Source organism: Pseudomonas putida, assembly GCF_003228315.1.
GTDB classification, from domain to species: Bacteria; Pseudomonadota; Gammaproteobacteria; order Pseudomonadales; family Pseudomonadaceae; genus Aquipseudomonas; species Aquipseudomonas putida_S.
The window spans coordinates 4,819,047-4,840,607 of sequence record NZ_CP029693.1; the positions used below are offsets into that span (position 1 = coordinate 4,819,047).

Annotated in this window: 16 protein-coding genes; 1 reads left to right on the forward strand and 15 read right to left on the reverse strand. The window is 61.0% G+C overall.

The window, feature by feature from the left end; all coding sequences use genetic code 11:
• Positions 1-12 precede the first annotated feature (12 nt).
• Positions 13-6,480: a dermonecrotic toxin domain-containing protein gene (locus tag DKY63_RS22555; protein ID WP_162634919.1), complete on the forward strand. Its 6,468-nt coding sequence runs from the start codon at positions 13-15 to the stop codon at positions 6,478-6,480.
• A gap of 40 nt (positions 6,481-6,520) precedes the next feature.
• Here DKY63_RS22555 and ureC read toward each other — a convergent pair whose 3' ends face one another.
• The 15 genes from ureC to DKY63_RS22630 all read right to left on the reverse strand — a co-directional run bounded on the left by ureC (position 6,521) and on the right by DKY63_RS22630 (position 21,528).
• Entirely contained in the window at positions 6,521-8,221 is a 1,701-nt protein-coding gene (ureC, locus tag DKY63_RS22560; RefSeq protein ID WP_110966120.1) for an urease subunit alpha, read from the reverse strand.
• A gap of 140 nt (positions 8,222-8,361) precedes the next feature.
• Complete coding sequence (locus DKY63_RS22565; RefSeq protein WP_110966121.1) at positions 8,362-8,667, reverse strand: urease subunit beta; 306 nt, start codon at positions 8,665-8,667, stop codon at positions 8,362-8,364.
• Entirely contained in the window at positions 8,667-9,200 is a 534-nt protein-coding gene (locus DKY63_RS22570; protein ID WP_110966122.1) for a GNAT family N-acetyltransferase, read from the reverse strand. Before DKY63_RS22570 ends, DKY63_RS22565 begins: the two co-directional genes overlap by 1 nt.
• Positions 9,201-9,206: 6 nt before the next feature.
• Complete coding sequence (locus tag DKY63_RS22575) at positions 9,207-9,740, reverse strand: GNAT family N-acetyltransferase (protein ID WP_110966123.1); 534 nt, start codon at positions 9,738-9,740, stop codon at positions 9,207-9,209.
• Between the two features lie 9 nt (positions 9,741-9,749).
• The gene (gene ureA, locus DKY63_RS22580) at positions 9,750-10,052 is read right to left on the reverse strand and encodes an urease subunit gamma (RefSeq protein ID WP_077045336.1); all 303 of its coding nucleotides are present in this window, start codon (positions 10,050-10,052) and stop codon (positions 9,750-9,752) included.
• A 159-nt stretch (positions 10,053-10,211) separates the two neighbouring features.
• Entirely contained in the window at positions 10,212-11,051 is an 840-nt protein-coding gene (locus DKY63_RS22585; RefSeq protein WP_110966124.1) for an urease accessory protein UreD, read from the reverse strand.
• A gap of 143 nt (positions 11,052-11,194) precedes the next feature.
• The gene (urtE, locus tag DKY63_RS22590) at positions 11,195-11,893 is read right to left on the reverse strand and encodes an urea ABC transporter ATP-binding subunit UrtE (protein WP_110966125.1); all 699 of its coding nucleotides are present in this window, start codon (positions 11,891-11,893) and stop codon (positions 11,195-11,197) included.
• A gap of 123 nt (positions 11,894-12,016) precedes the next feature.
• Positions 12,017-12,886, reverse strand: a complete 870-nt coding sequence (gene urtD / locus DKY63_RS22595; RefSeq protein ID WP_110966126.1) for an urea ABC transporter ATP-binding protein UrtD — start codon at positions 12,884-12,886, stop codon at positions 12,017-12,019.
• Positions 12,883-13,962 carry an urea ABC transporter permease subunit UrtC gene (gene urtC / locus DKY63_RS22600; RefSeq protein WP_110966127.1) on the reverse strand — a complete coding sequence of 360 codons (1,080 nt, stop codon included), beginning with the start codon at positions 13,960-13,962 and terminating at the stop codon, positions 12,883-12,885. The genes urtD and urtC overlap by 4 nt, the downstream gene beginning before the upstream one ends.
• A complete protein-coding gene (gene urtB, locus DKY63_RS22605; RefSeq protein WP_110966128.1) occupies positions 13,962-15,464 on the reverse strand; it encodes an urea ABC transporter permease subunit UrtB in 1,503 nt (500 codons plus the stop codon). Before urtB ends, urtC begins: the two co-directional genes overlap by 1 nt.
• A gap of 156 nt (positions 15,465-15,620) precedes the next feature.
• Positions 15,621-16,886 (reverse strand): urea ABC transporter substrate-binding protein, encoded by a 1,266-nt coding sequence (urtA, locus tag DKY63_RS22610; RefSeq protein ID WP_110966129.1) that lies wholly within the window; start codon positions 16,884-16,886, stop codon positions 15,621-15,623.
• A gap of 327 nt (positions 16,887-17,213) precedes the next feature.
• Entirely contained in the window at positions 17,214-18,224 is a 1,011-nt protein-coding gene (locus tag DKY63_RS22615) for a FecCD family ABC transporter permease (RefSeq protein ID WP_110966130.1), read from the reverse strand.
• Positions 18,221-19,168: an ABC transporter substrate-binding protein gene (locus tag DKY63_RS22620; protein WP_110966131.1), complete on the reverse strand. Its 948-nt coding sequence runs from the start codon at positions 19,166-19,168 to the stop codon at positions 18,221-18,223. The genes DKY63_RS22615 and DKY63_RS22620 overlap by 4 nt, the downstream gene beginning before the upstream one ends.
• Entirely contained in the window at positions 19,165-19,953 is a 789-nt protein-coding gene (locus DKY63_RS22625) for an ABC transporter ATP-binding protein (RefSeq protein ID WP_110966132.1), read from the reverse strand. The genes DKY63_RS22620 and DKY63_RS22625 overlap by 4 nt, the downstream gene beginning before the upstream one ends.
• 195 nt (positions 19,954-20,148) lie before the next feature.
• Entirely contained in the window at positions 20,149-21,528 is a 1,380-nt protein-coding gene (locus DKY63_RS22630; RefSeq protein WP_110966133.1) for a PepSY-associated TM helix domain-containing protein, read from the reverse strand.
• Positions 21,529-21,561 lie beyond the last annotated feature (33 nt).

Sequence of the window (21,561 nt, forward strand, 5' to 3'; positions counted from 1 at the left end):
AAGGTTTGAACCATGTCTGATTTGCAAGGAAGCAATCCGGCGAGCACCCCGGATTATCAAGGTGTTCACGAGCAACGCGTTAACCGGGTCATTCCCGCCGCAATAAAAAACGCGTCGCCCGCCACGCTTGAATCGATGTTGAAGCTCAAGGCAACGATGCCTGACTGGTACATCCCATTGCCGGAGAAAGATCGGCAGCATTTAAAAGCGCTGGTTGACGAGCGCTGGCGCTTGCAGGGCGAGCTGGATGAATTGCTGGTTGATCTGCAAAGCGATATCGATGCCTTTGCCAAACCGTTGCTCAAGACCTCGTTGCAGGCCAACTTCAACAACTTTGAAGATCCAGAAAAACTGTCACTGGTCCTTGAGGTGCCTGACAGCCTCATTTTCGGCATTGATAAGGGGGCCACGCGCGTACGCAGCAGCTCGCTTCTTGCCGCCGCGCTGCACAATTTTGAAGAAGCGGAAACCCGGGAAGATGCCTTCAGGAGCGGGTCGGGTGTTTTCCGCTCCAATCCCCAAGGCACGCCAGGACGAATCAAGGCCATTACACCGGCACGGTTCGCCAGCTTGTGTCGTCGGCTGGACATTGGCGCGCAGTATCAAACCCATCTCCAGGCGAAGCTGGCGCCAACGGACCCCGTCGCCGAGCGCACCTTGCGCGAACGCTCGATTGCCAGTGAAAAAGCCGCCTTCAGGTCATCGACTGTTATCGCTCGCTTCAAAGGCGATATCAGCGTCGAGGCCTTTAGCCGGCTGCAGGACATTGCCGAGGGTAAAAAAGAACTCAGGTTCCACGGCTTGCCCCTGCGTAACCATAGGTTGTCGCTGATGGGGTTCCGCCTGGCATCCATCGTGCTGTTCAGCGCCGTGGGTGAGCCCTCTGTAGTGAAAAAGGCCGTGGATGCCTTGACGCCCGCCAGCTTGAGGTTCTGGACCGACTGGTCTCGGCGAATGCCGTTTCTACCCGGCAACGCGTATGAGCAATACAAACTGGTCCAGGCCTTTTTCGCCAATGGCCCCACCGGCGTCGCGGACGAAATGCTGCGCAGTGATGACATTTACAATCAAAGCCGTCTCACCGGCCCATTGATCGCCTATGTTCCCGACGACCCTGACCATCCACTCAAGGAATATGCCTCCCTGACCGAGTTCATGAAGGTATTGATCGGTCAGCTGCGCGACCCGCAATACCAGGCGTTTTTCAGCCAGTTCGTGGCGCAGAAGGACAAAGGCCATTTTTTTGCCCGGGTCAACGAACGGCTCAAGACCATCTCCTGGCATCAGCGCGAACCACTCGACATGGGGCCCTGGTGGCGCGAGACCGCCATCGAGAATCCAAATGCCGAGCCCATCACCAATCTGATCGCCAATGACCTGTGGCTCTCGCTGTTTCTGGAGCGGCGAGCCAAGGTCCTCCTCGATGCGCGATACATCGCCGTGCCAACCGGCGATGAAGATGCAACCAGTCGCTGGAAACGCCTGACCAGCTATCGCTCGGCGACAACCGCGCAAAAGAAAATCCTGGCTGACAGCCACACACGCTTTCGCGAGAGCTTGAACCAGATCGAGACCAGGCTCGGCCGCATCAAGGATGTTTTCGAGTTTGCCGAGCAACCGCTCAGGAACGCGATCAAGGCACAGTTCAAGCTGGACCTGGATGTCCGGAATGTTTATTTCGCCCGTAAATACGGCTTCAAGGATCGGGATGATTTTTATGGTTTCCTTGTTTTCGAGCAGCAGAACACCCAAAGCCTGCGCTACGAATATCGGGGTATTTCATTGCTGGAAGCGGCGCTGGCCAATTTTGAGCCTGATGAAGAACAGCCTTCGCGCTGCAACGACTGCCAGCTCATAACCGGTTGGAGCAGCTATGACGGCGAGGTCCTTCCCACGTTCGAAGCCGTCAATTCCGAGGCCAAGCCCGTCGCCCCCCATGACTTCGCCAAACTTTGCCGCACACTCGACCTCGGGGCGCTGTATCAGAAACACATCAAGGACATCGTTGAACCAGAAACGGCTGATGAGCGCCTGGCGCTCGCGCTCCAACTGGAGGAGCACCAGCGACGACGGCTGGCGCTGAGTACCGAGTTGGCCTGGCTGCAATCGGGGATCAGTCGGGACGCCTATCAGATGCTGAAAAAAGTGCTGACAGGCGACAGCGGTGCGACGCTGGACGGCAGGCCGGTGACCTTCGCGACAGTGCAAGTGTTCGGTATCGAGTTGGTGGGGCCTTTGCTGATCGGTCCCAATCGCAGGGATGCAGGTCGGGTGGAGCGTCTGACGGTTTACTTACCCAACGATCCGCAGCAACCGTTGAAGGAATATCCATCCAGCGCCGATTTCATGGCAGACCTGCGAACCCGCTTGCACAGCAGTGCCTATAGGCGCTTTTTCAGCCAGTTTGTACCCGTGCGTCAGCAGGGGATTTTTTTTGCGCAGTTCAACAAGTTGTACAACCCCTCCAGCCTTGGCGCTCAGGCGGATTACTCACTGCAATCCAGGCCTGTGAGGCTGCCTCTGGATGAGGCCTACATCGAAGGCGAACTGTGGAAGCAATTGCGCCTGAAGGCGGTCGCCAGGCTCTATGCCGATGCACGAGCCATTGCCGTGCCCACCGGTGATGAAGACCGCGATGCTCGTACAGCGCGACTGGCGAGTTATCTGGATGCGGTGGTGAGCGTGTTCAATCTGGCGGCCTTCGTTGTGCCGGGGTTGGGGCCGATCATGCTGACAGTCGGGGCGGCACAAATGCTGGATGACGCTTTCGAGGGGATCGAGGCGTATGAGCAGGGTGAGCCCAGGGAGATGTGGGCACACTTTTCCAGCGTGGCGTTGAATGTCGCGTTCATCGGTGCAGGCGCGGCGGTGCTGCCCAATGTCCATCTGTCGACGAGCGTGGATAACCTCAAACTCGTGACCTTGCCGGATGGCCGGCAGAAGTTGTGGAACCCGGATCTGTCGCGCTATGAATCTCTCCACAATCCGGCGCCCGAAACCGTACCCGATGGACTTGGGCTGTATTCGCACAACGGGCAAATGGTTTTGTCGATTGATGGCGACCAATACCAGGTCAAACAGGACCCGGTCAGTGAACAGTTCCGTATCCAGCATCCGACTCGACCCAAGGCCTACAGCCCTGAACTCTTTCATAACGGCGAAGGCGCCTGGCGTCATGAGCTGGAACGCCCGCAAACATGGGAAGGCGCGAAGCTTATGCGCAGGCTAGGGCCATTGGTCGAAGGTTTCAGCGATGCCGAGCTGGAACAGATCCGACGGGTCAGCGGCATCGATACCGACGTACTGCGTCGCTTGCATGCCGAAAGCGAAACGATGCCGGCCATCCTGAGCGATACCGTTAAAAGATTCAGGGCCTATGGCGATGCGGTCAGGATCGCCCAAGGCATTGATGAAGGCTCACTCTCCGCAGCGCTGTGCAGTTACGCCGCCTCTCTGGCGGTGGAGTTGCCGGGGTGGCCGGCAAACAAGGCGATAGAGGCATTTTCGGGAGCCGGCCTGGGTGGGCCTTCGGTCAAGTACGGCATGCCCGACGCCTTGGCGCAAGACATCATCAAAGTCAGTCGTGTGGAGCTGATGAGTGGCCGGTTACCCGCACGTATCATCGAGTCCTTCAACGAAGCCGACGTCAAATCGCTATTGCCTCAATACACTCCCGGAACGCCTGAGGAACGTATCAGCACCTTGCGAAAACAGCTGCAGCAACAGGCGATCAAAGACCGGGCACGGTTGATGCGCAGCCTCTACGCCGAGCAACAACAGCCAGCTGACGCGGCGGTGACCGTGGTGCAGCGGGACTTCACCGGTGTGCCTTCGTTAATGATCCGGGAGCTGTTGGCCGATACCACGCCCACCGAGCGGGCGACGTTGGCCACCCATGGACGTGTTCCACTGCGGGTGGCCGAAGGCGTGCGCCGATTGCAGCAGCAGATTCGCCTGACTCGAGCCTATGAGGGGCTGTACTTCGAGGAGTTGATCGACAAGGACACTGAAATCCTGGCGATCAACTCGTTGAGACGATTGCCCGGTTGGGTGAACGGTATCCGTCTTGAAATACGCGAAGGCGCGCTTGAGGGCGGACTGCGCGCCAGTGTCGGCCCCGAGGATGCCGGCGAGCGCAAGGTGCTGGTGCGAGTGGGCGAGGGGCGCTATGAAGCGCGCAACGACCGTGACGAACATCTGCATGGCACCGACAATCTCTATGCCTCGATTCAGCATGCGCTGTCCGATCGGCACCGTCAGGCCATTGGACTGCCCCATGTGTCTCAAGGCACGCAGCTGAAGACGATGCTCATCGAGCATCAATTGTCACGCGCTCAACTTCGGCCGCTGCTGAGGATGCAACCGCGCAAACAGCCATTTTTTAAATCGCCGATGCGCCTGTCCGGCGAGCGAATCGGCTACCCCTTGAGCGATCACCCTCGGACCAGTCAGTGGCAGCGAATTGTCGAGGAGCGGGTTCGCACGCTCTATCCCGCACTGTCACCGGCGCAGCTCAACGGGTTTATCGAGAGCATGGGCGACCGGCAAGAAGCGACCCTGATAACCCTCGAGCGTGAATTCAAGCAACTTGATCACACCTTGCAAAACTGGCAACGAACCCAGTTGGACGTGCCGCCCGGCGTGCGCCAGACAGCGGACTTTGCCCAGCAGCGTCGCGCCCGACTGACGATTATCAAAGCCCTCAAGCAGGCCTGGCAGCGAACGGGAGAGGTCGATCTCGATATCAATGGTCAACCCCAGGGCCAGTTCATCGATTTATCCAGCATCGATCTTCAGGGGCAACTGGATCTGTTGCCGCCGCTGACGGCCAATTTCGATCATGTCACCCACCTGGATTTATCGGGGGCGAGCATCGATGTGGACGCCGATGGGTTCCTGCGTCATTTCCGACGCTTGCGCAGGTTGAACCTCAGCAGTAACGGTCTGTTCGAGCTGCCTGTGCCGCTGGATCGAATGAGTCATCTGACTGAGCTGGATCTGTCCGACAACCTGATCGAACTTGACCCATCGGCTGTGACCCGATTGCGTGGGCTGGCGCGTCTGCAATTCCTCGGACTTGAGGGCAATCCTTTGCGGCTGTCACCGGACGTGGGACAGATGCCGGACCTGACGATGCTGCTGCTGGCGGATACCGGTCTGAATGCCTGGCCCGTGGGGCTGTTCGATCAGCACCGAGGTCCGATGTTCAACCTGGATTTGAGTGCCAATGTGCTTGAGCACATTCCACAAGTGGAGCCCGGATCGGATGGCGCCGAGGTGGTGGCGCGCACGACCATCAGTCAGGAGCCTCGCTATATATCCGAGCAAAATCTTCAAATGATCAGGGACTATCGCCAATCGGTGGGGCTCGAACCGGATCGGCCCTATCCACCCCGGGGCATACTCGACAGCATTCAATGGCGCGCAGGCCTTACTGACGAGCAATGGCGCGCCAAGCAGGACGCCTGGGACAGCCTCGAACATGAACATGGCTCCGAACCGTTCTTCCGCGAACTCAGGAAGTTGGCGCAGTCGGCTGACGCCCTTGCGACAGAAAAAGCAGCGAGAGCCGAGCTGTGCAGCAAGGTCTGGGAAATGATCGAAGCGGCCACCGCAAACAGCACGCTTCGCAAAGTGCTCTTTCGCATGGCCGCAGCGCCCACAACCTGCGTCGATGCCGGAGCGCAACTGTTCAACGCCATGGGCCTGGAAGTGCTGATCTTCCAGGCGTATGAACTGGGTGCACACGACCTGATCGAAACTGCGTTGCTGGAATTGGCCCGGGGCAAGTCGCGCCTGGACGAGTTGGGCAGGATCGCCCGCGAGCGCATTGGCGAGCTGTTGGGTCAGGGACGTCAGTTCCCGCAGTACGATGAGCAGGGACTGGTGATACCCCGTCGTGATGCTCAGGGGCAGGTGATTGCGGATATCGATGAGGTGGAGATTCATATGATCTATCCCACGCAATTGGCGCAGCGCCTGGAGTTACCCTGGCAGTCCCGCAAGATGATGTTCCGGGTGCCTGATGTCACACGCGAGATGATTCAACGTGCCTATACCCGGGTACTGGAAAAGGAGCAGGGAGCGCTGTTGCAGGAACGGATCCTCGAACAACCCTTCTGGGTCAATTTCATGATGCGGTCGAACCCGGAACCGCTCAACGCATTGCGCGCCAAGGCCGAGATTTCACTGGACTTGCAGGCTGCACAACAAGCCTGGATCGACAGCGATTCGTCCGTGCACAAAATTTACTGGCGGGGGGAAGTTGTCCGGTTGGGAAAACTGTTGGGTAAACCAGACAGTGAAATATCACCCGGCATGGTCATGAGTGATGCGCAGTACTACGCCGACATGGAAACAATCGCCGTGCAAGAAAAGGAACTGGTCCGCAAACTGACCCACGAAGCGATGCAGCGCGCCAGATTGCAGCGTTCGGAAATGGCCTTCAGAGTCGAGGGAGATGCGCACGCTGGGGTTTAATCGAGCGCCCGGTCCGCATTGGTGGGGCCGGGCGTTCCTTTCAGAACAGGAAATAACGCTGCGCCATCGGCAGCGTTTCCGCAGGCTCACACCACAGCAACACCCCGTCGGCCTTGACCTGATAGGTCTGCGGATCGACATCGATCTCAGGCAGATAATCGTTGTGGATCAGATCGGTTTTCTGCACCTCGCGACAGCCTTTGACCACGGCGATTTTCTTCTTCAGACCCAAGGCTTCGGGCAATCCCGCTTCCTGCGCTGCCTGGCTGATAAAGGTCAGGCTGGTGGCGTGCAATGACCCACCGTAACTGGCGAACATCGGACGGTAGTGCACCGGTTGTGGTGTCGGGATCGACGCGTTGGCATCCCCCATCAGGCTGGCCGCAATGGCACCGCCCTTGAGAATCAGCGTCGGCTTGACCCCAAAAAACGCCGGACGCCACAGCACCAGATCCGCCCACTTCCCCACTTCCACCGAACCCACCTCATGGCTGATGCCATGGGTGATTGCCGGGTTGATCGTGTACTTGGCGATGTAGCGCTTGGCGCGGAAATTGTCGTTGCCGGCGCCGTCACCCGGTAGCGGGCCGCGTTGTTTTTTCATCTTGTCGGCGGTCTGCCAGGTGCGCGTGATGACTTCGCCGACCCGGCCCATGGCCTGGCTGTCGGAGCTGATCATCGAGAACGCGCCGAGGTCATGCAGGATGTCTTCGGCGGCAATCGTCTCGCGGCGAATGCGGCTTTCGGCGAAGGCCACGTCTTCGGCAATGCTCGGATCGAGGTGATGGCAGACCATCAGCATGTCCAGGTGTTCGTCGATGGTATTGCGGGTGAACGGCCGGGTCGGGTTGGTCGAACTCGGCAACACGTTGGCGAAACCGCAAGCCTTGATGATGTCCGGGGCATGTCCGCCGCCCGCACCTTCGGTGTGATAGGTGTGGATGGTGCGACCCTTGAAGGCGCCGAGGGTTGTTTCGACGAAACCCGACTCGTTGAGAGTGTCGGTGTGGATCGCCACCTGTACGTCGTACTGGTCGGCGACGCTCAGGCAGTTGTCGATGCTCGCCGGGGTGGTGCCCCAGTCCTCATGCAGCTTCAGGCCGATGGCACCGGCCTTGACCTGCTCGATCAAGGGTTCGGGCAGGCTGGCGTTGCCCTTGCCGGTGAGGCCGATGTTCATCGGGAAGGCATCGGCGGCCTGCAGCATGCGTGCAAGGTGCCATGGCCCGGAGGTGCAGGTGGTGGCGTTGGTCCCGGTGGCAGGGCCCGTGCCGCCGCCGATCATGGTGGTGACGCCGCTCATCAGCGCTTCTTCGATCTGCTGCGGGCAGATGAAGTGGATGTGGGTGTCGATGCCGCCGGCGGTGAGGATCATGCCCTCGCCGGCGATGACTTCGGTGCTGGCGCCGATCGCGATATTCACATTGGGCTGAACGTCCGGATTGCCGGCCTTGCCGATCGCAGCGATGCGCCCGTCCTTGAGGCCGACGTCGGCCTTGACGATGCCCCAGTGGTCGATGATCAGCGCGTTGGTGATCAACGTGTCGACGACTTCGGCGGCCAGCAACTGGCTCTGGCCCTGACCGTCACGAATGACTTTGCCGCCACCGAACTTCACTTCTTCGCCGTAGGTGGTGAAGTCTTTTTCCACTTCGATCCACAACTCAGTGTCGGCCAGGCGGACCTTGTCACCGACGGTGGGGCCGTACATGTCGGCGTAGGCTTGACGGGAGATTTTCATTCGTTCGCCTTGGAATTCAATTGAATTTGAGATCGTTCGCTTCGCTCACTCATCGCGAGCAGGCTCGCTCCTACAGGGGAACGCGATCAACTGTGGGAGCGAGCCTGCTCGCGATGGCGTCAGTGCAGACACCCGATGATTTAAAGGTCGCCCATGACCCGCCCGGCAAACCCGAACACCCGCCGATGCCCCGCCAGATCCACCAACTCCACCTCGCGACTCTGCCCCGGCTCGAAACGCACGGCGGTGCCGGCGGGAATGTTCAGGCGCATGCCGCGGCTGGCGGCACGATCGAAGGTCAGGGCGTCGTTGGTTTCGAAAAAGTGATAGTGCGAACCGACCTGGATCGGTCGGTCACCACTGTTGGCGACGGTCAGGCTGAGGGTGCGGCGGCCGGCATTGAGTTCGATCTCGCCGGGCTGGATCTGGTACTGGCCGGGAATCATCAATGGGCCCCCTGGAGAATCTTGTAGTAGAGCGCAGTGGGCTTGTAGCGACCGGTCGGGTCGCAGGCGTAATCGGGGATTTCACCGACACGGGTGTAGCCCAGGGCCTTGTAGAAATCTTCAGCGGGTGAGCCGGCCTCGGTGTCGAGATAGAGCATGCCGCGCTTGTGTTGCAGGGCCGCCTGTTCCACCGCCGCCATCAACTGTTGGCCCAGGCCGCGACGCCGCGCATGTTCGCGCACCAGCAGTTTCTGCACTTCGGCGCGGTTCAGGCCATTGGCTTTCTGGCACAGGGTCAACTGCACGCTGGCTTGCACCTGTTCATCCTTGACCACCACCCAGAGCAAAACATGGCCCTTCTTCAGGTTGTCCTGGACCTCATCGAAATACGCATGGGCCTGGATGGCGTCCAGGTCGGCCATGAAGCCGACGCTGGCGCCATACCCGACGGCATCGAGCAGCAGGTCAATCAAACCCTGACGATAATGCGCGAAGCTTTCAACGTTGACGCGTCGCAGTTGGGCGGGGTTCATCGGGTGTCACTCCTTGCTGGCGAGCGGTGGCTGGGCGCCAGGATTGAGGGTCAGTTGCATGAAGGTCAGGTCCAGCCAGCGACCGAACTTGGTACCCACTTGCGGCATTTGCCCGGTGGTCACGAAACCTGCGCGCTCGTGCAGGCGGATGGACGCGGCGTTTCCGCTTTCGATGGCGGCGACCATCACATGTTTGCCGCAACCCTTGGCGCGCTCGATCAGCACGTCCATCAGCTTCGGACCCAGGCCATTGCCGCGCTGGTCGCTGCGCACATAGACCGAATGCTCGACGGTGTGACGAAAGCCCTCGAACGGCCGCCAGTCGCCGAACGAAGCGTAGCCGAGCACTTGCTCGTCAGCGTCGACGATCACCAGGATCGGATACGCCTGGGTCTGCCGTGCGGTGAACCAGGCCTGACGGTTGCCCAGGTCCACGGGCTGTTCGTTCCAGATGGCGGTGGTGTTGAGCACGGCGTCGTTGTAGATGTCACGCAGGGCCGGCAGGTCGGCCTCAATGGCATCGCGAATGGTGTAAGTCATGGAGGGGCCTCAGGCAATCGGTTGGTGGACGGTGACCAGTTTGGTGCCGTCGGGGAAGGTGGCTTCGACCTGAATCTCCGGGATCATTTCCGGGATGCCTTCCATCACTTGTTCACGATTGAGCAGGGTCGTGCCGTAGTGCATCAGCTCGGCCACGGTCTGCCCGTCACGGGCGCCTTCAAGCAGCGCCGCACTGATGTAAGCCATGGCTTCGGGGTAATTGAGTTTCACGCCGCGGGCCAGACGCCGCTCGGCCACGAGGCCGGCGGTGAAAATCAGCAGTTTGTCTTTTTCGCGTGGGGTCAGGTCCATCGTTGGAATCCAGTTTCGGCAGTTTAAAAAGGTTCGTCACTGTGAACATGTCCCCTGTAGGAGCAAGGCTTGCCCGCGATGGGAGCGCCGCGGAATATCGATGAGACCGAGTTTTCGTTCATCGCGGGCAAGCCTTGCTCCTACAGGGGTGTTGTTTGTTCAGGTGCTCCATATTCGCGGTGGGACAGCTTCCCGGCCAAGCAACGCCGGCCTGAGCAATCGCCACAATTCAATCAACCAGCCGCGCGCCAGCAGCGCCTCACTGGCCAGGCAACGGGCAACCAGTAGCCCCGGCAACTGGGTCAAGTCCCCGTGCACGTCATTGCTCAACGACCGGCAGCGTTCCAGCAAATCAGGCTCGATTTCGCCCGTCACCAACAGCGTGGCAAACACCGGCTTGCCATCCAGCCCGATGGGCGAATCCAGCAAGCCATCGCCGCCGACAATGCGCTGGCGCTCATGCCAGAGCAACTGTCCGTCGCGACGAATATCCAGTTGCGCCTGAAAGTGCCCGAGGCCGAAGCGCTCGCCGCTGGCCGGGCGACCCAGTGCCACCACGTCCCAGTAGAACAACCGGGCATCGCCTTCAAGGTCGATGTGGGTGCGCAGTTCGGCCTGGGCCGCACTGAAAACGATCGTCTCCTGGGGCAACCATTCCAGTGTCGCACCGGCCGCCACTTTCAAGTCCAGCCGCTGATACGCGGCGTCGGCGGCGCGATACCATTTCGCCGCGCCGGGGCTGGTGATTTGTGCCCAGGCATCGCGGTCGACGCTGGCCGTGATGTCCAGACGATCACCTCCGGCAATGCCACCCGGCGGATGGACGATGATGTGCTGGCACACCTCGGGCCCTTCGGCGTACAGGTGCTTTTGCACCCGCAGCGGGCCCTTGTGCCGGCGTTGAACCGGGCGCGTGCTGTCGCCGAAACGGGCGTAGCCCAGTTCCAGCTCGGCGTGCCAACTGGGGGTAAACAAGGCGCCGGTGGCGGGAAGAGTCATGGTCAGTGCTTATCTGGTGGTCATCCGGACAACTGCAAAGGCTGTGCCGCACGGTATTCCAGGCTTCAGGGCAGTTGCGGGTCTTCTCTGCGCACCAGAAGAGGGCATCTCGCGGCGTGCCGCGCGACAAAATGGTTCACGAATCAGATCGTGACCAACCCGCGCACGCCCTCGGCCTCCATGTTTTCACCCCGCCCCTGCTGCACGATCTCGCCTCGGGACATCACCAGATATTGGTCGGCCAGTTCGGCGGCAAAATCGTAGAACTGTTCCACCAGCAAAATGGCCATGTCGCCGCGCGCCGCGAGCTTCTTGATCACTGCGCCGATTTCCTTGATCACCGATGGCTGGATACCTTCGGTGGGCTCGTCGAGGATCAGCAGGCGCGGCCGGCTGGCCAGTGCCCGGCCGATGGCGAGCTGCTGTTGCTGGCCGCCGGACAGGTCACCGCCGCGCCGTTGTTTCATTTGTAGCAGCACCGGGAACAGCTCGTAGATGAAGGCGGGGACTTCTTTGGCTTCATTGCCGGGAAAGCGCGACAGGCCCATCAGCAGGTTTTCTTCTACGGTCAGGCGCCCGAATATCTCCCGACCTTGCGGTACATAGGCAATCCCGGCGTGCACCCGCTGGTGCGGCTTGAGCGTGGTGATCGGCTTGCCTTCCCAGTTCACCGCGCCCTCTTTGGCGGGCAGCAGGCCCATCAGACATTTGAGCAAGGTGGTCTTGCCCACGCCGTTGCGCCCGAGCAGGCAGGTGACTTCGCCAACCTTCACGTCAAAGCTCAGGCCGCGCAGGATGTGGCTTCCGCCGTAGTACTGATGCAGCTTGTCGACTTGCAGCATGTCTTGAATCCTCCCAAGGCCCTGTAGGAGCAAGGCTTGCCCGCGATGAACGATGACACGGTCTTTGCGTTGAACCGCGGCGGCCCCATCGCGGGCAAGCCTTGCTCCTACAAGAGCGATTCCTCAGCGTCCGAGGTAAACCTCGATCACCCGCTCATTGTCCTGCACCTGCTCCAGTGACCCTTCCGCCAACACGCTGCCCTGGTGCAACACCGTCACGTGGTCTGCGATGGAGCCGACGAAGCCCATGTCGTGTTCCACTACCATCAGCGAATGCTTGCCCGCCAGGGACTTGAACAGTTCGGCGGTGAATTCGGTCTCCGCATCGGTCATGCCGGCCACGGGTTCGTCGAGCAGCAGCAGTTGCGGGTCTTGCATCAGCAGCATGCCGATTTCCAGAAACTGCTTCTGACCGTGGGACAGCAGGCCGGCCGGACGATTGACCGAGGTGGTCAGGCGAATGGTCTCCAGCACGTCGCTGATGCGATCTTTCTGTTCGCCGCTCAGGCGAGCCCGCAGGCTGGCCCACACCGATTTGTCGGTTTTCTGCGCCAGTTCCAGGTTCTCGAACACGCTCAGGGCTTCGAACACCGTCGGCTTCTGGAACTTGCGGCCGATCCCGGCCTGATCGATTTGCACCTCGCTCATTTGCGTCAGGTCCAGGGTTTCGCCGAACCAGGCCTTGCCGTGGCTGGGCCGGGTCTTGCCGGTGATCACGTCCATCAGGGTGGTCTTGCCCGCGCCGTTGGGACCGATGATGCAGCGCAGTTCGCCGACGCCGATGTACAGGTTCAGATCGTTCAGCGCCTTGAAACCATCGAAGCTGACGCTGATGTCTTCCAGGGTCAGGATGGTGCCGTGGCGTGTGTCCAGGCCGGGCCCCACCCGTTGACCGAGGCCGATGGCATCGCGGCTGCTGCCGGCATCCTTGTTCGGCTGCGGAGGATAAAAGACCGGTTCGAGCATGAATTCGCCGGTGGCCAGGGTTCTCATTGCTCACCTCTTTTCTTCAACAGACCGATCACGCCTTTGGGTAGATACAGGGTCACGACGATGAACAACGCGCCGAGGAAGAACAGCCAGTATTCGGGGAACGCCACGGTGAACCAGCTCTTCATGCCGTTGACCACACCGGCGCCAAGCAGCGGCCCGATCAGGGTGCCGCGACCGCCGAGGGCAACCCAGACGGCGGCTTCGATGGAGTTGGTCGGCGACATTTCGCTCGGGTTGATGATGCCGACTTGCGGCACGTACAACGCACCGGCCAAGCCGCACAACACCGCACTCAACACCCAGACAAATAGCTTGAACCCACGCGGATCGTAACCGCAGAACATCAGGCGGTTTTCCGCGTCGCGCAGGGCTGTCAGCACCCGGCCGAACTTGCTTTGCGCAAGGCGCCAACCGATGAACAGACTTGCCACCAGCAACAGCACCGTGGCCAGGAACAGCGTCGCGCGGGTGCCCGGTTCGGCGATGCCGAAACCAAGAATCGTGCGGAAATTGGTAAAGCCGTTGTTGCCGCCAAACCCGGTCTCATTGCGGAAGAACAGCAGCATCCCGGCGAAGGTCAGGGCCTGGGTCATGATCGAGAAATACACGCCCTTGATCCGCGAGCGAAAGGCGAAGAAGCCGAATACCAGCGCCAGCAACCCCGGCGCCAGCACTACAAGGCACAGGGCCCAGAGGAAACTGTCGGTGCCGCTCCAGTACCAAGGCAGTTCGGTCCACGACAGGAAGGTCATGAACGCCGGCAAGCCATCGCCCGACGCCTGGCGCATCAGGTACATGCCCATCGCGTAACCGCCCAGGGCGAAGAACAGGCCGTGGCCGAGGGACAAGAGGCCGGCGTAGCCCCAGACCAGATCCAGCGCCAGGGCGACGATGGCGTAGCAGAGGATTTTGCCCACCAGTGTCAGCGTGTAGGCCGAGACATGCAGCGTGCTGTCCGCCGGCAACAGCGACAGCAGCGGCAGCGCCAGCAGCAGGGCGAGGACTACCACGCCGACGGCGATCGTGACTTTGGGGCCGGCTTTTTGGCTGGCCGTGACCATCAGGGGCTGATTCATTAGTCGATCACCCGTCCTTTGAGCGCGAAGAGGCCTTGCGGACGTTTCTGAATGAACAGAATGATCAGCGCGAGGATGAGGATCTTGCCGAGCACGGCACCGATCTGCGGTTCGAGGATCTTGTTGGCAATCCCTAAGCCGAAGGCGGCGAACACACTACCGGCCAGTTGCCCGACACCGCCGAGCACCACCACCAGGAACGAGTCGATGATGTAGCTCTGGCCAAGGTCCGGGCCGACGTTGCCGATCTGGCTCAGCGCCACGCCACCGAGCCCGGCGATGCCCGAGCCCAAGCCGAAGGCGAGCATGTCGACGCGCCCTGTGGGTACGCCGCAGCAGGCCGCCATGTTGCGGTTCTGGGTGACCGCGCGCACGTTCAGGCCCAGCCGCGTCTTGTTCAACAGCAACCAGGTCAGCACCACGACAAACAGGGCGAAGGCGATGATGACGATGCGGTTGTACGGCAGCACCAGATTGGGCAGCACCTGAATCCCGCCCGACAGCCACGCCGGGTTGGCCACTTCGACGTTCTGCGCGCCGAACACCAGGCGCACCAGTTGGATCAGCATCAGGCTGATGCCCCAGGTGGCGAGCAGGGTTTCCAGCGGACGCCCGTAGAGGTGACGGATCACCGTGCGTTCCAGCGCCATGCCGATGGCGGCGGTGACGAAGAACGCCACCGGCAGCGCGATCAGTGGATAAAACTCAATGGCCTGCGGCGCGAAGCGCTGGAACATCAACTGCACCACGTAGGTCGAGTAGGCACCGATCATCAGCATCTCGCCGTGGGCCATGTTGATCACGCCGAGCAGGCCGAAGGTGATCGCAAGACCCAGTGCCGCCAGCAGCAGGATCGAACCGAGGGACATGCCACTGAAAGCCTGCCCGAGCAGTTCGCCCACCAGCAGTTTGCGTTTGACCTGGGCAAGGCTGGTTTCGGCGGCGGTGCGTACGCCGGCATCGGATTCGACGCCAGGTTCCAGCAGGCCTTCGAGGCGGGTGCGGGCCAGTGGATCGCCGGTTTCGCCGAGCAGTCGCACGGCGGCGAGGCGTACGGCGGGATCAGTGTCCACCAGTTGCAGGTTGGCCAGGGCCAGGCTCAGGGCGGCGTGGACGGCTTCATCCTTTTCGCCGGCCAATTGCTGGTCGAGGAATTTCAGTTGTGCCGGCTTGGCGCTTTTCTGCAATTGCTGCGCGGCAGCGAGACGGAGTTTGGCGTCGGCGGCGAGCAATTGGTGGCTGGCCAGTGCGGTGTCGATCAGACCGCGAAGGCGGTTGTTCAGGCGCAGGGTTTTCGGCTGGCCATCGACGGTCAGTTCGCCTAGTTGCAGGGCGTTGATCAGTTCGATGCGTGCGGGGTCGGGCTGTGCGGCCCAGGACTCCAGAAGCTTGGCCTGCTGAGTGGGGTTGGCGGCGAGGAAGTCCTCGGCGTCGCCGGCGAAAGCGGCCATCGGAAATAGCAGCGCGATGGCGAGAACAAGTCGGTAAAGGGCAGTGGGCATAGAGTGGCGCCTTGCACGGACTAAATGTAGGAGCGAGCCTGCTCGCGATAGCGGAGGTTCAGTCACAGTGATGTTGAATGTGCCGCCGTCATCGCGAGCAGGCTCGCTCCTACAGGGATTTGTGCCCACCTCGGGTGGAGGCGGGCATCCAATGGCTCAGTTGCTCTTCACCGCATACTCCGGCTTCTTGTCGTTACCCGGGATGAACGGGCTCCACGGCTGGGCGCGGATCGGGCCTTCGGTTTGCCAGACGACGTTGAACTGCCCGTCACCCTGGATCTCGCCGATCATCACTGGCTTGTGCAGGTGGTGGTTGGTCTTGTCCATGGTCAGGGTGTAGCCCGACGGTGCGGCGAAGGTCTGGCCGCCGAGGGCTTCGCGGACTTTGTCGACGTCGGTGGACTTGGCCTTTTCAGCCGCCTGCGCCCACATGTGGATGCCCACGTAAGTGGCTTCCATCGGATCATTGGTCACCGCCTTGTCGGCGCCTGGCAGGTTGTGTTTCTTCGCGTAGGCCTTCCAGTCATCGACGAACTTCTTGTTCACCGGGTTCTCCACCGACTCGAAGTAGTTCCACGCCGCGAGGTTGCCCACCAGCGGCTTGGTGTCGATGCCGCGCAGTTCTTCTTCACCCACCGAGAAAGCCACCACCGGCACGTCGGTGGCCTTCAGGCCCTGGTTGGCCAGCTCCTTGTAGAACGGCACATTGGAGTCGCCGTTGACCGTGGAGATCACAGCGGTCTTGCCGCCAGCGGAGAATTTCTTGATGTTGGCGACGATGGTTTGATAGTCGCTGTGACCGAACGGGGTGTAGACCTCTTCGATGTCCTTGTCGGCCACACCTTTGGAATGCAGGAACGAACGCAGGATCTTGTTGGTGGTGCGCGGGTAGACGTAGTCGGTGCCGAGCAGGAAGTAGCGCTTGGCGCTGCCGCCTTCTTCGCTCATCAGGTATTCGACGGCGGGGATCGCCTGCTGGTTCGGTGCGGCGCCGGTGTAGAACACGTTCGGCGACATCTCTTCGCCTTCGTACTGCACCGGGTAAAACAGCAGGCCGTTGAGTTCTTCGAACACCGGCAACACCGATTTGCGCGACACGGACGTCCAGCAGCCGAATACCACCGCAACCTTGTCCTGGGTCAGCAACTGCCGGCCCTTTTCAGCGAACAGCGGCCAGTTCGACGCCGGGTCCACCACCACCGGCTCCAGCATCTTGCCGTTGACGCCACCCTTGGCGTTGATCTCGTCGATGGTCATCAACGCCATGTCTTTCAACGACGTTTCGGAAATCGCCATGGTCCCGGACAACGAATGCAGAATCCCGACCTTGATGGTTTCGGCGGCCTGGACCGTCCAGGTCATGCCCATTGCGGCAATGCTGGCCGAGAGAGTGAAAGCCTTGATCAAACTGCGACGCTTCATTGTGCGATCTCCATGAACGTTTAATTTTTCTGGTTGGCAGATGCGGACGACTGAAGGGTCTTTAGCAAGGGCTGTGCCCGGTTTTCATGAGGTGTGAAAGTGTTGGTTTAGAGCGGTTGCGCGAGTAGGTCGCGCACCATGAAGGGACGAGGTCGGTGCAGTGGTGCGCTGTGCTGCGCCACGTTGGGGCGTGTAATTTTGAGAGCAACACTGGTCCACTGTAGGAGCGAGCCTGCTCGCGATGAAGGTGTGTCAGTCGCCACCAATGGTGTCTGACACACCCTCATCGCGAGCAGGCTCGCTCCTACAGGTTGTGATTTGTTCGGATCAGCGGCGGCGCATCAGGCCGATGAAGAACAGGCCGCCGATGGCAGCGGTGGCGACGCCGATGGGCAGGTCTTCCGGGGCGATCATCGTTCGCGCGGCAACGTCGACCCAAACGAGAAACAGGCTGCCAAGCAACACGCATGCGGGTAGCAGCCGACGATGCTCGGCACTTACCAATCGCCGTGCAATGTGCGGCACCATCAGCCCGACAAAACCGATCGAACCGCTGATGGACACCAATACACCGGTCATCAGCGAGGCGATCACAAACACCCACAGACGCACCGTCCGGGCGTTCAATCCCAGGGTCACGGCTGTCTGCTCGCCCGCCATCAAGGCATTCAACGAACGCGCCATGCCCAGCAGCAACGCCAGCCCGAGCAGCACGCTGGTGGCCGGGACTGCCAACAGTTCCCAGCGCGCCAACCCGAGCCCACCGAGCATCCAGAACATCACTGCGGAACTGGCGCGATGATCGCCGAGAAACAGCAGCAGATTGGCAATCGCCATCATCACGAACGACACCGCCACACCGCACAACAGCAGGCGATCACTGTCCAGGCGGCCGTGGCGACTGGCGATCAAAAGCACCACCAGCATGCTCAGCAACGCACCGATGAAAGCCGCGACGGGCAGGGTCAGCAGGCCGACGATTTCGCCAACATGTAACACTACGATGACCGCGCCGAGGGTGGCGCCGGAGGTCACGCCGAGCAAGTGTGGATCGGCCAACGGGTTGCGTGTGACGGCCTGCAACACCGCGCCGATCAGCGCCAGTCCCGCGCCCACCAGTGCGCCCAGCAACATGCGCGGCACGCGGATCAGCCAGACAATGTGCTCCTGCCCGGCGCTCCAGTCGGGCACGCCGAAACCGAACAGCTTGTGCAGCAGAATCCGCCACACCAAGTCCACGGGCATCCGCGCCGGGCCGAAACCCAACGACACCACGCACGACACCAGCAAGAGTGCTCCGAGGGCGAATAGCAACAGGGCGTAGCGACGATCGATCATCCGCCGTGGAAGCCTTTGGCCAGGGTTTGCACGGCCAGCACGTTGTCGATGCCCGGCGTGGCCTGCACGTACGGGATCACGATGAAGCGTTGATGCTTGATCGCGTCTACCGATTGCAGTGCCTTGTTGTTGCGCAGAAATTGAATCTTCTGCTCGGCAGTGACCTCGCCGTAGTCGACGATCACGATCACCTGCGGATTGCGCTCGACCACGCTCTCCCAGTTGACCCGGGTCCAGCTCGCCTCGACATCGTCGAGCACGTTGCGCCCGCCAGCGGCATCGATCAGCGCTTGCGGCATGCCCAGGCGCCCGGAAGTCATGGCCCGGTCTTCACCACTGTCATACAGGAACACCCGGGGTTTTTCGGCGGGCAGGTGTTGGCGGACGTCGGCGACTTGCGCCTGCATCTGGCTGATCAAGGCGTTGGCGCGATCTTGCACGTCGAAGATTTTGCCGAGGTTGCGCAGATCGTTGTAGGTGTCCTCCAGCGTGGCCGGCGGACGCTTCATCACGAAGGCGCAGGATTCGGTCAGCTCATAGACATTGATGCCCAGCGGTTGCAGGGTCTGCGGCGTGAGGTCGCCGCCCACTCGCATGCCGTAATCCCAGCCGGCGAAGAAGAAGTCGACGTTGGCGTCGAGCAGGGTTTCCACCGACGGATACTTGGCCGCCAGCTCCGGCAGGCCATCGAGGATGCTGTGCATTTCGGGCGTCACCGACTTCCATCCGGACACGCCGCTGTAGCCGGCCATCTGCGGTTTGAGACCCAGGGCGAGCATCATCTGGGTCATGTTGATGTCGTGGCTGACGGCGTGTTTCGGGGCTTGCTGGAAAGTCACTTCGCGGTTGCAGCTTTGAATCGTCAATGGGTAGTGCGTCGCCTCGGCAAACGCCTGGGCGCTGCCCAGCAACAGGGAAAGGTACAGCAGGGGACGCAAAATCATCGTTGGGTTATCCAGGTGATTCGTGGGTAGCCGTGCAAGGGGTGCTCATCGATCAATGCTTCGACGCCGAATACGCTGCGCAGCAACGCGCTGGTCAGGACCTCTTTCGGTGTGCCGCTGGCGACGATGCGGCCGTGGTTGATCACGTACAGTCGATCACAGAAGGCGGCCGCCAGATTGAGGTCATGGATGCTCGCCAAGGTCCCGATCTTCAGGCGCTTGACCAGCTGCAACAGCTCCAGCTGATAGCGCGGGTCGAGGTGGTTGGTCGGCTCGTCGAGGATCAGCAATTGCGGCTGCTGGGCCAGGGCGCGGGCGAGAATCACCCGCTGTTTTTCACCGCCGGAAAGGGTGGAGAAGGCGTGGTCTTCGAAGCTTTCGAGCCCGACCGACTGCAATGCCTGGGTGACAAGACTTCTATCCTCGAGCGTGTCGCCGTCGAACAGACCCTTGTGCGGCGTGCGGCCCATGGCGACCACCTCGTCGACGGTCAGGCCGAAGGCATCGGGGAATTCCTGCAACACCACGGCGATCCGCTGGGCGCACCAGCGTGAGGATTGTTGCCAGACGTTGTGGTGGTCGAGCTTGACCTCACCGCTTTGCGGCTTGTTGAAACGCCAGGCGCAACGCAGCAGGCTGGTCTTGCCGCTGCCGTTGGGGCCGATCAAGCCGACGAACTCACCGGCGGCCACGTGCAGCGAGGTATCGCGCAGCTGGAACTGGTGATGACAGTGGCCGTGGCCCAGGGGGGACCAGGTGAGGTAGGTGAGGTTGAGCGAGGTCATCCATTAACTCTGGGATTTTGGGTAGAGCTGAAGACGCCATCGCGGGCAAGCCTTGCTCCTACAGGTTCAGCGTCAAACACATTTTATGTAATCGACACAAAACCTGTAGGAGCAAGGCTTGCCCGCGATGGCGGTATAGGCAGGTGACGCGCGGGGAAGTTTACAGTCCCTTCACTCCCGCGCATCTCGCCTGTTTCATGATGAAGTTGAGGCACTCTCAGCTTGCCGGGTAAAGCGCGACAGCAAGAGCTTGTCGAGCACCCAGACCACCACCAGCGAAGCCCCCACCAAAGGGAACGCTACCGCCAGGGCGAACATGATCACCATCGCGGTTTTCCATTTCGGCAGGTCATGACGCAGGGGCGGCACGCCCAGTTTTCCTTGCGGGCGACGTTTCCACCAGATCACCACGCCACTGACGGCGCTGAGCAGGATCATCAGGCAGATCAGCAGCACGATGATCTGATTGACCACGCCGAACATCTTGCCTTCATGCAGCATCACGCCGATTTCCGTGGCGCGGGCGACGGTGCCGTATTGCTCGAAGCGCACATCGGCCAGGACCTTGCCGCTGTACTGATCGACATGCAGGGTGGCGTCGTTGCGCGGGTCGTCGGCGAACACGGCGATGGTGAAGACGTCTGTCGCGGTTTTCGGCAAGGTGATGCTGTAGCCCGGCTCGACCTTGTTCTGGACGGCAATGTTTTGCACGTCTTGCAGGCTGATGGTCGGCGCTGCGGGGCCAGCTTGGGCACCGCCGTGGTTCATGTGTTCGGCATGGTCGCCGGACATCGGCATCGGCGTGTTTTCCATGGCCCACGGCACGGTCTGGCGATGAGCCTCATTGAGGCTGCGTGCCTCGACATCGGATTTGGGCACGTTGTCCCACATCGCCGCCGGGAAAACGTTCCACACCGCCGCGTATTGCTGGCCCCAGAAGCCGGTCCAGGTCATGCCGCTGAGCAGCATCACCAGCAACAGCGAGGCACCCCAGAAGCCGGTGACGGCATGCAGATCACGCCACAGCACCCGGCCGCGACTGCTCAGACGAGGCCACAGGATGCCGGCGGCCTGGCCGCGCGGCCACCACAGGAATACCCCGGAGACCACCAGCACCACACCCCAGCCGGCGGCCAGTTCCACCAGGCGGTCGCCGACGGTGCCGATCATCAGCTCGCCGTGAATCGCCCGCGCAATGGCCTGCAGGTTCTTCTTGGCGTCTTGCTCGCCGAGGATGTCGCCGTGGTACGGGTCGAGAAATACGTTCAGCTCCTTGCCGCTGTCGAGCACGACAAACTGGGCGCTGCGCTCGGCGTTGACCGGTGGCAGGTACTGTTTGATGGTTCCTTGTGGATAGGCGTCTTTCACGCGCTTGAGCAAGTCATCGGCAGGAATGCTGTGGTGGCCGGCCGGTACGTTCAGCAGGCTGCTGTACATCAATGAGTCGAGTTGTGGTTTGAACAGGTAAATGGTGCCGGTCAGGGCCAGCATCACCATGAAGGGCGCCACGAACAGGCCGGCATAGAAATGCCAGCGCCAGGCGAGATTGTAGAAATTCACTTTGGGCTGTTTCATCACGTGTGCTCCGCGAGGGCTCGGATCTTTTAG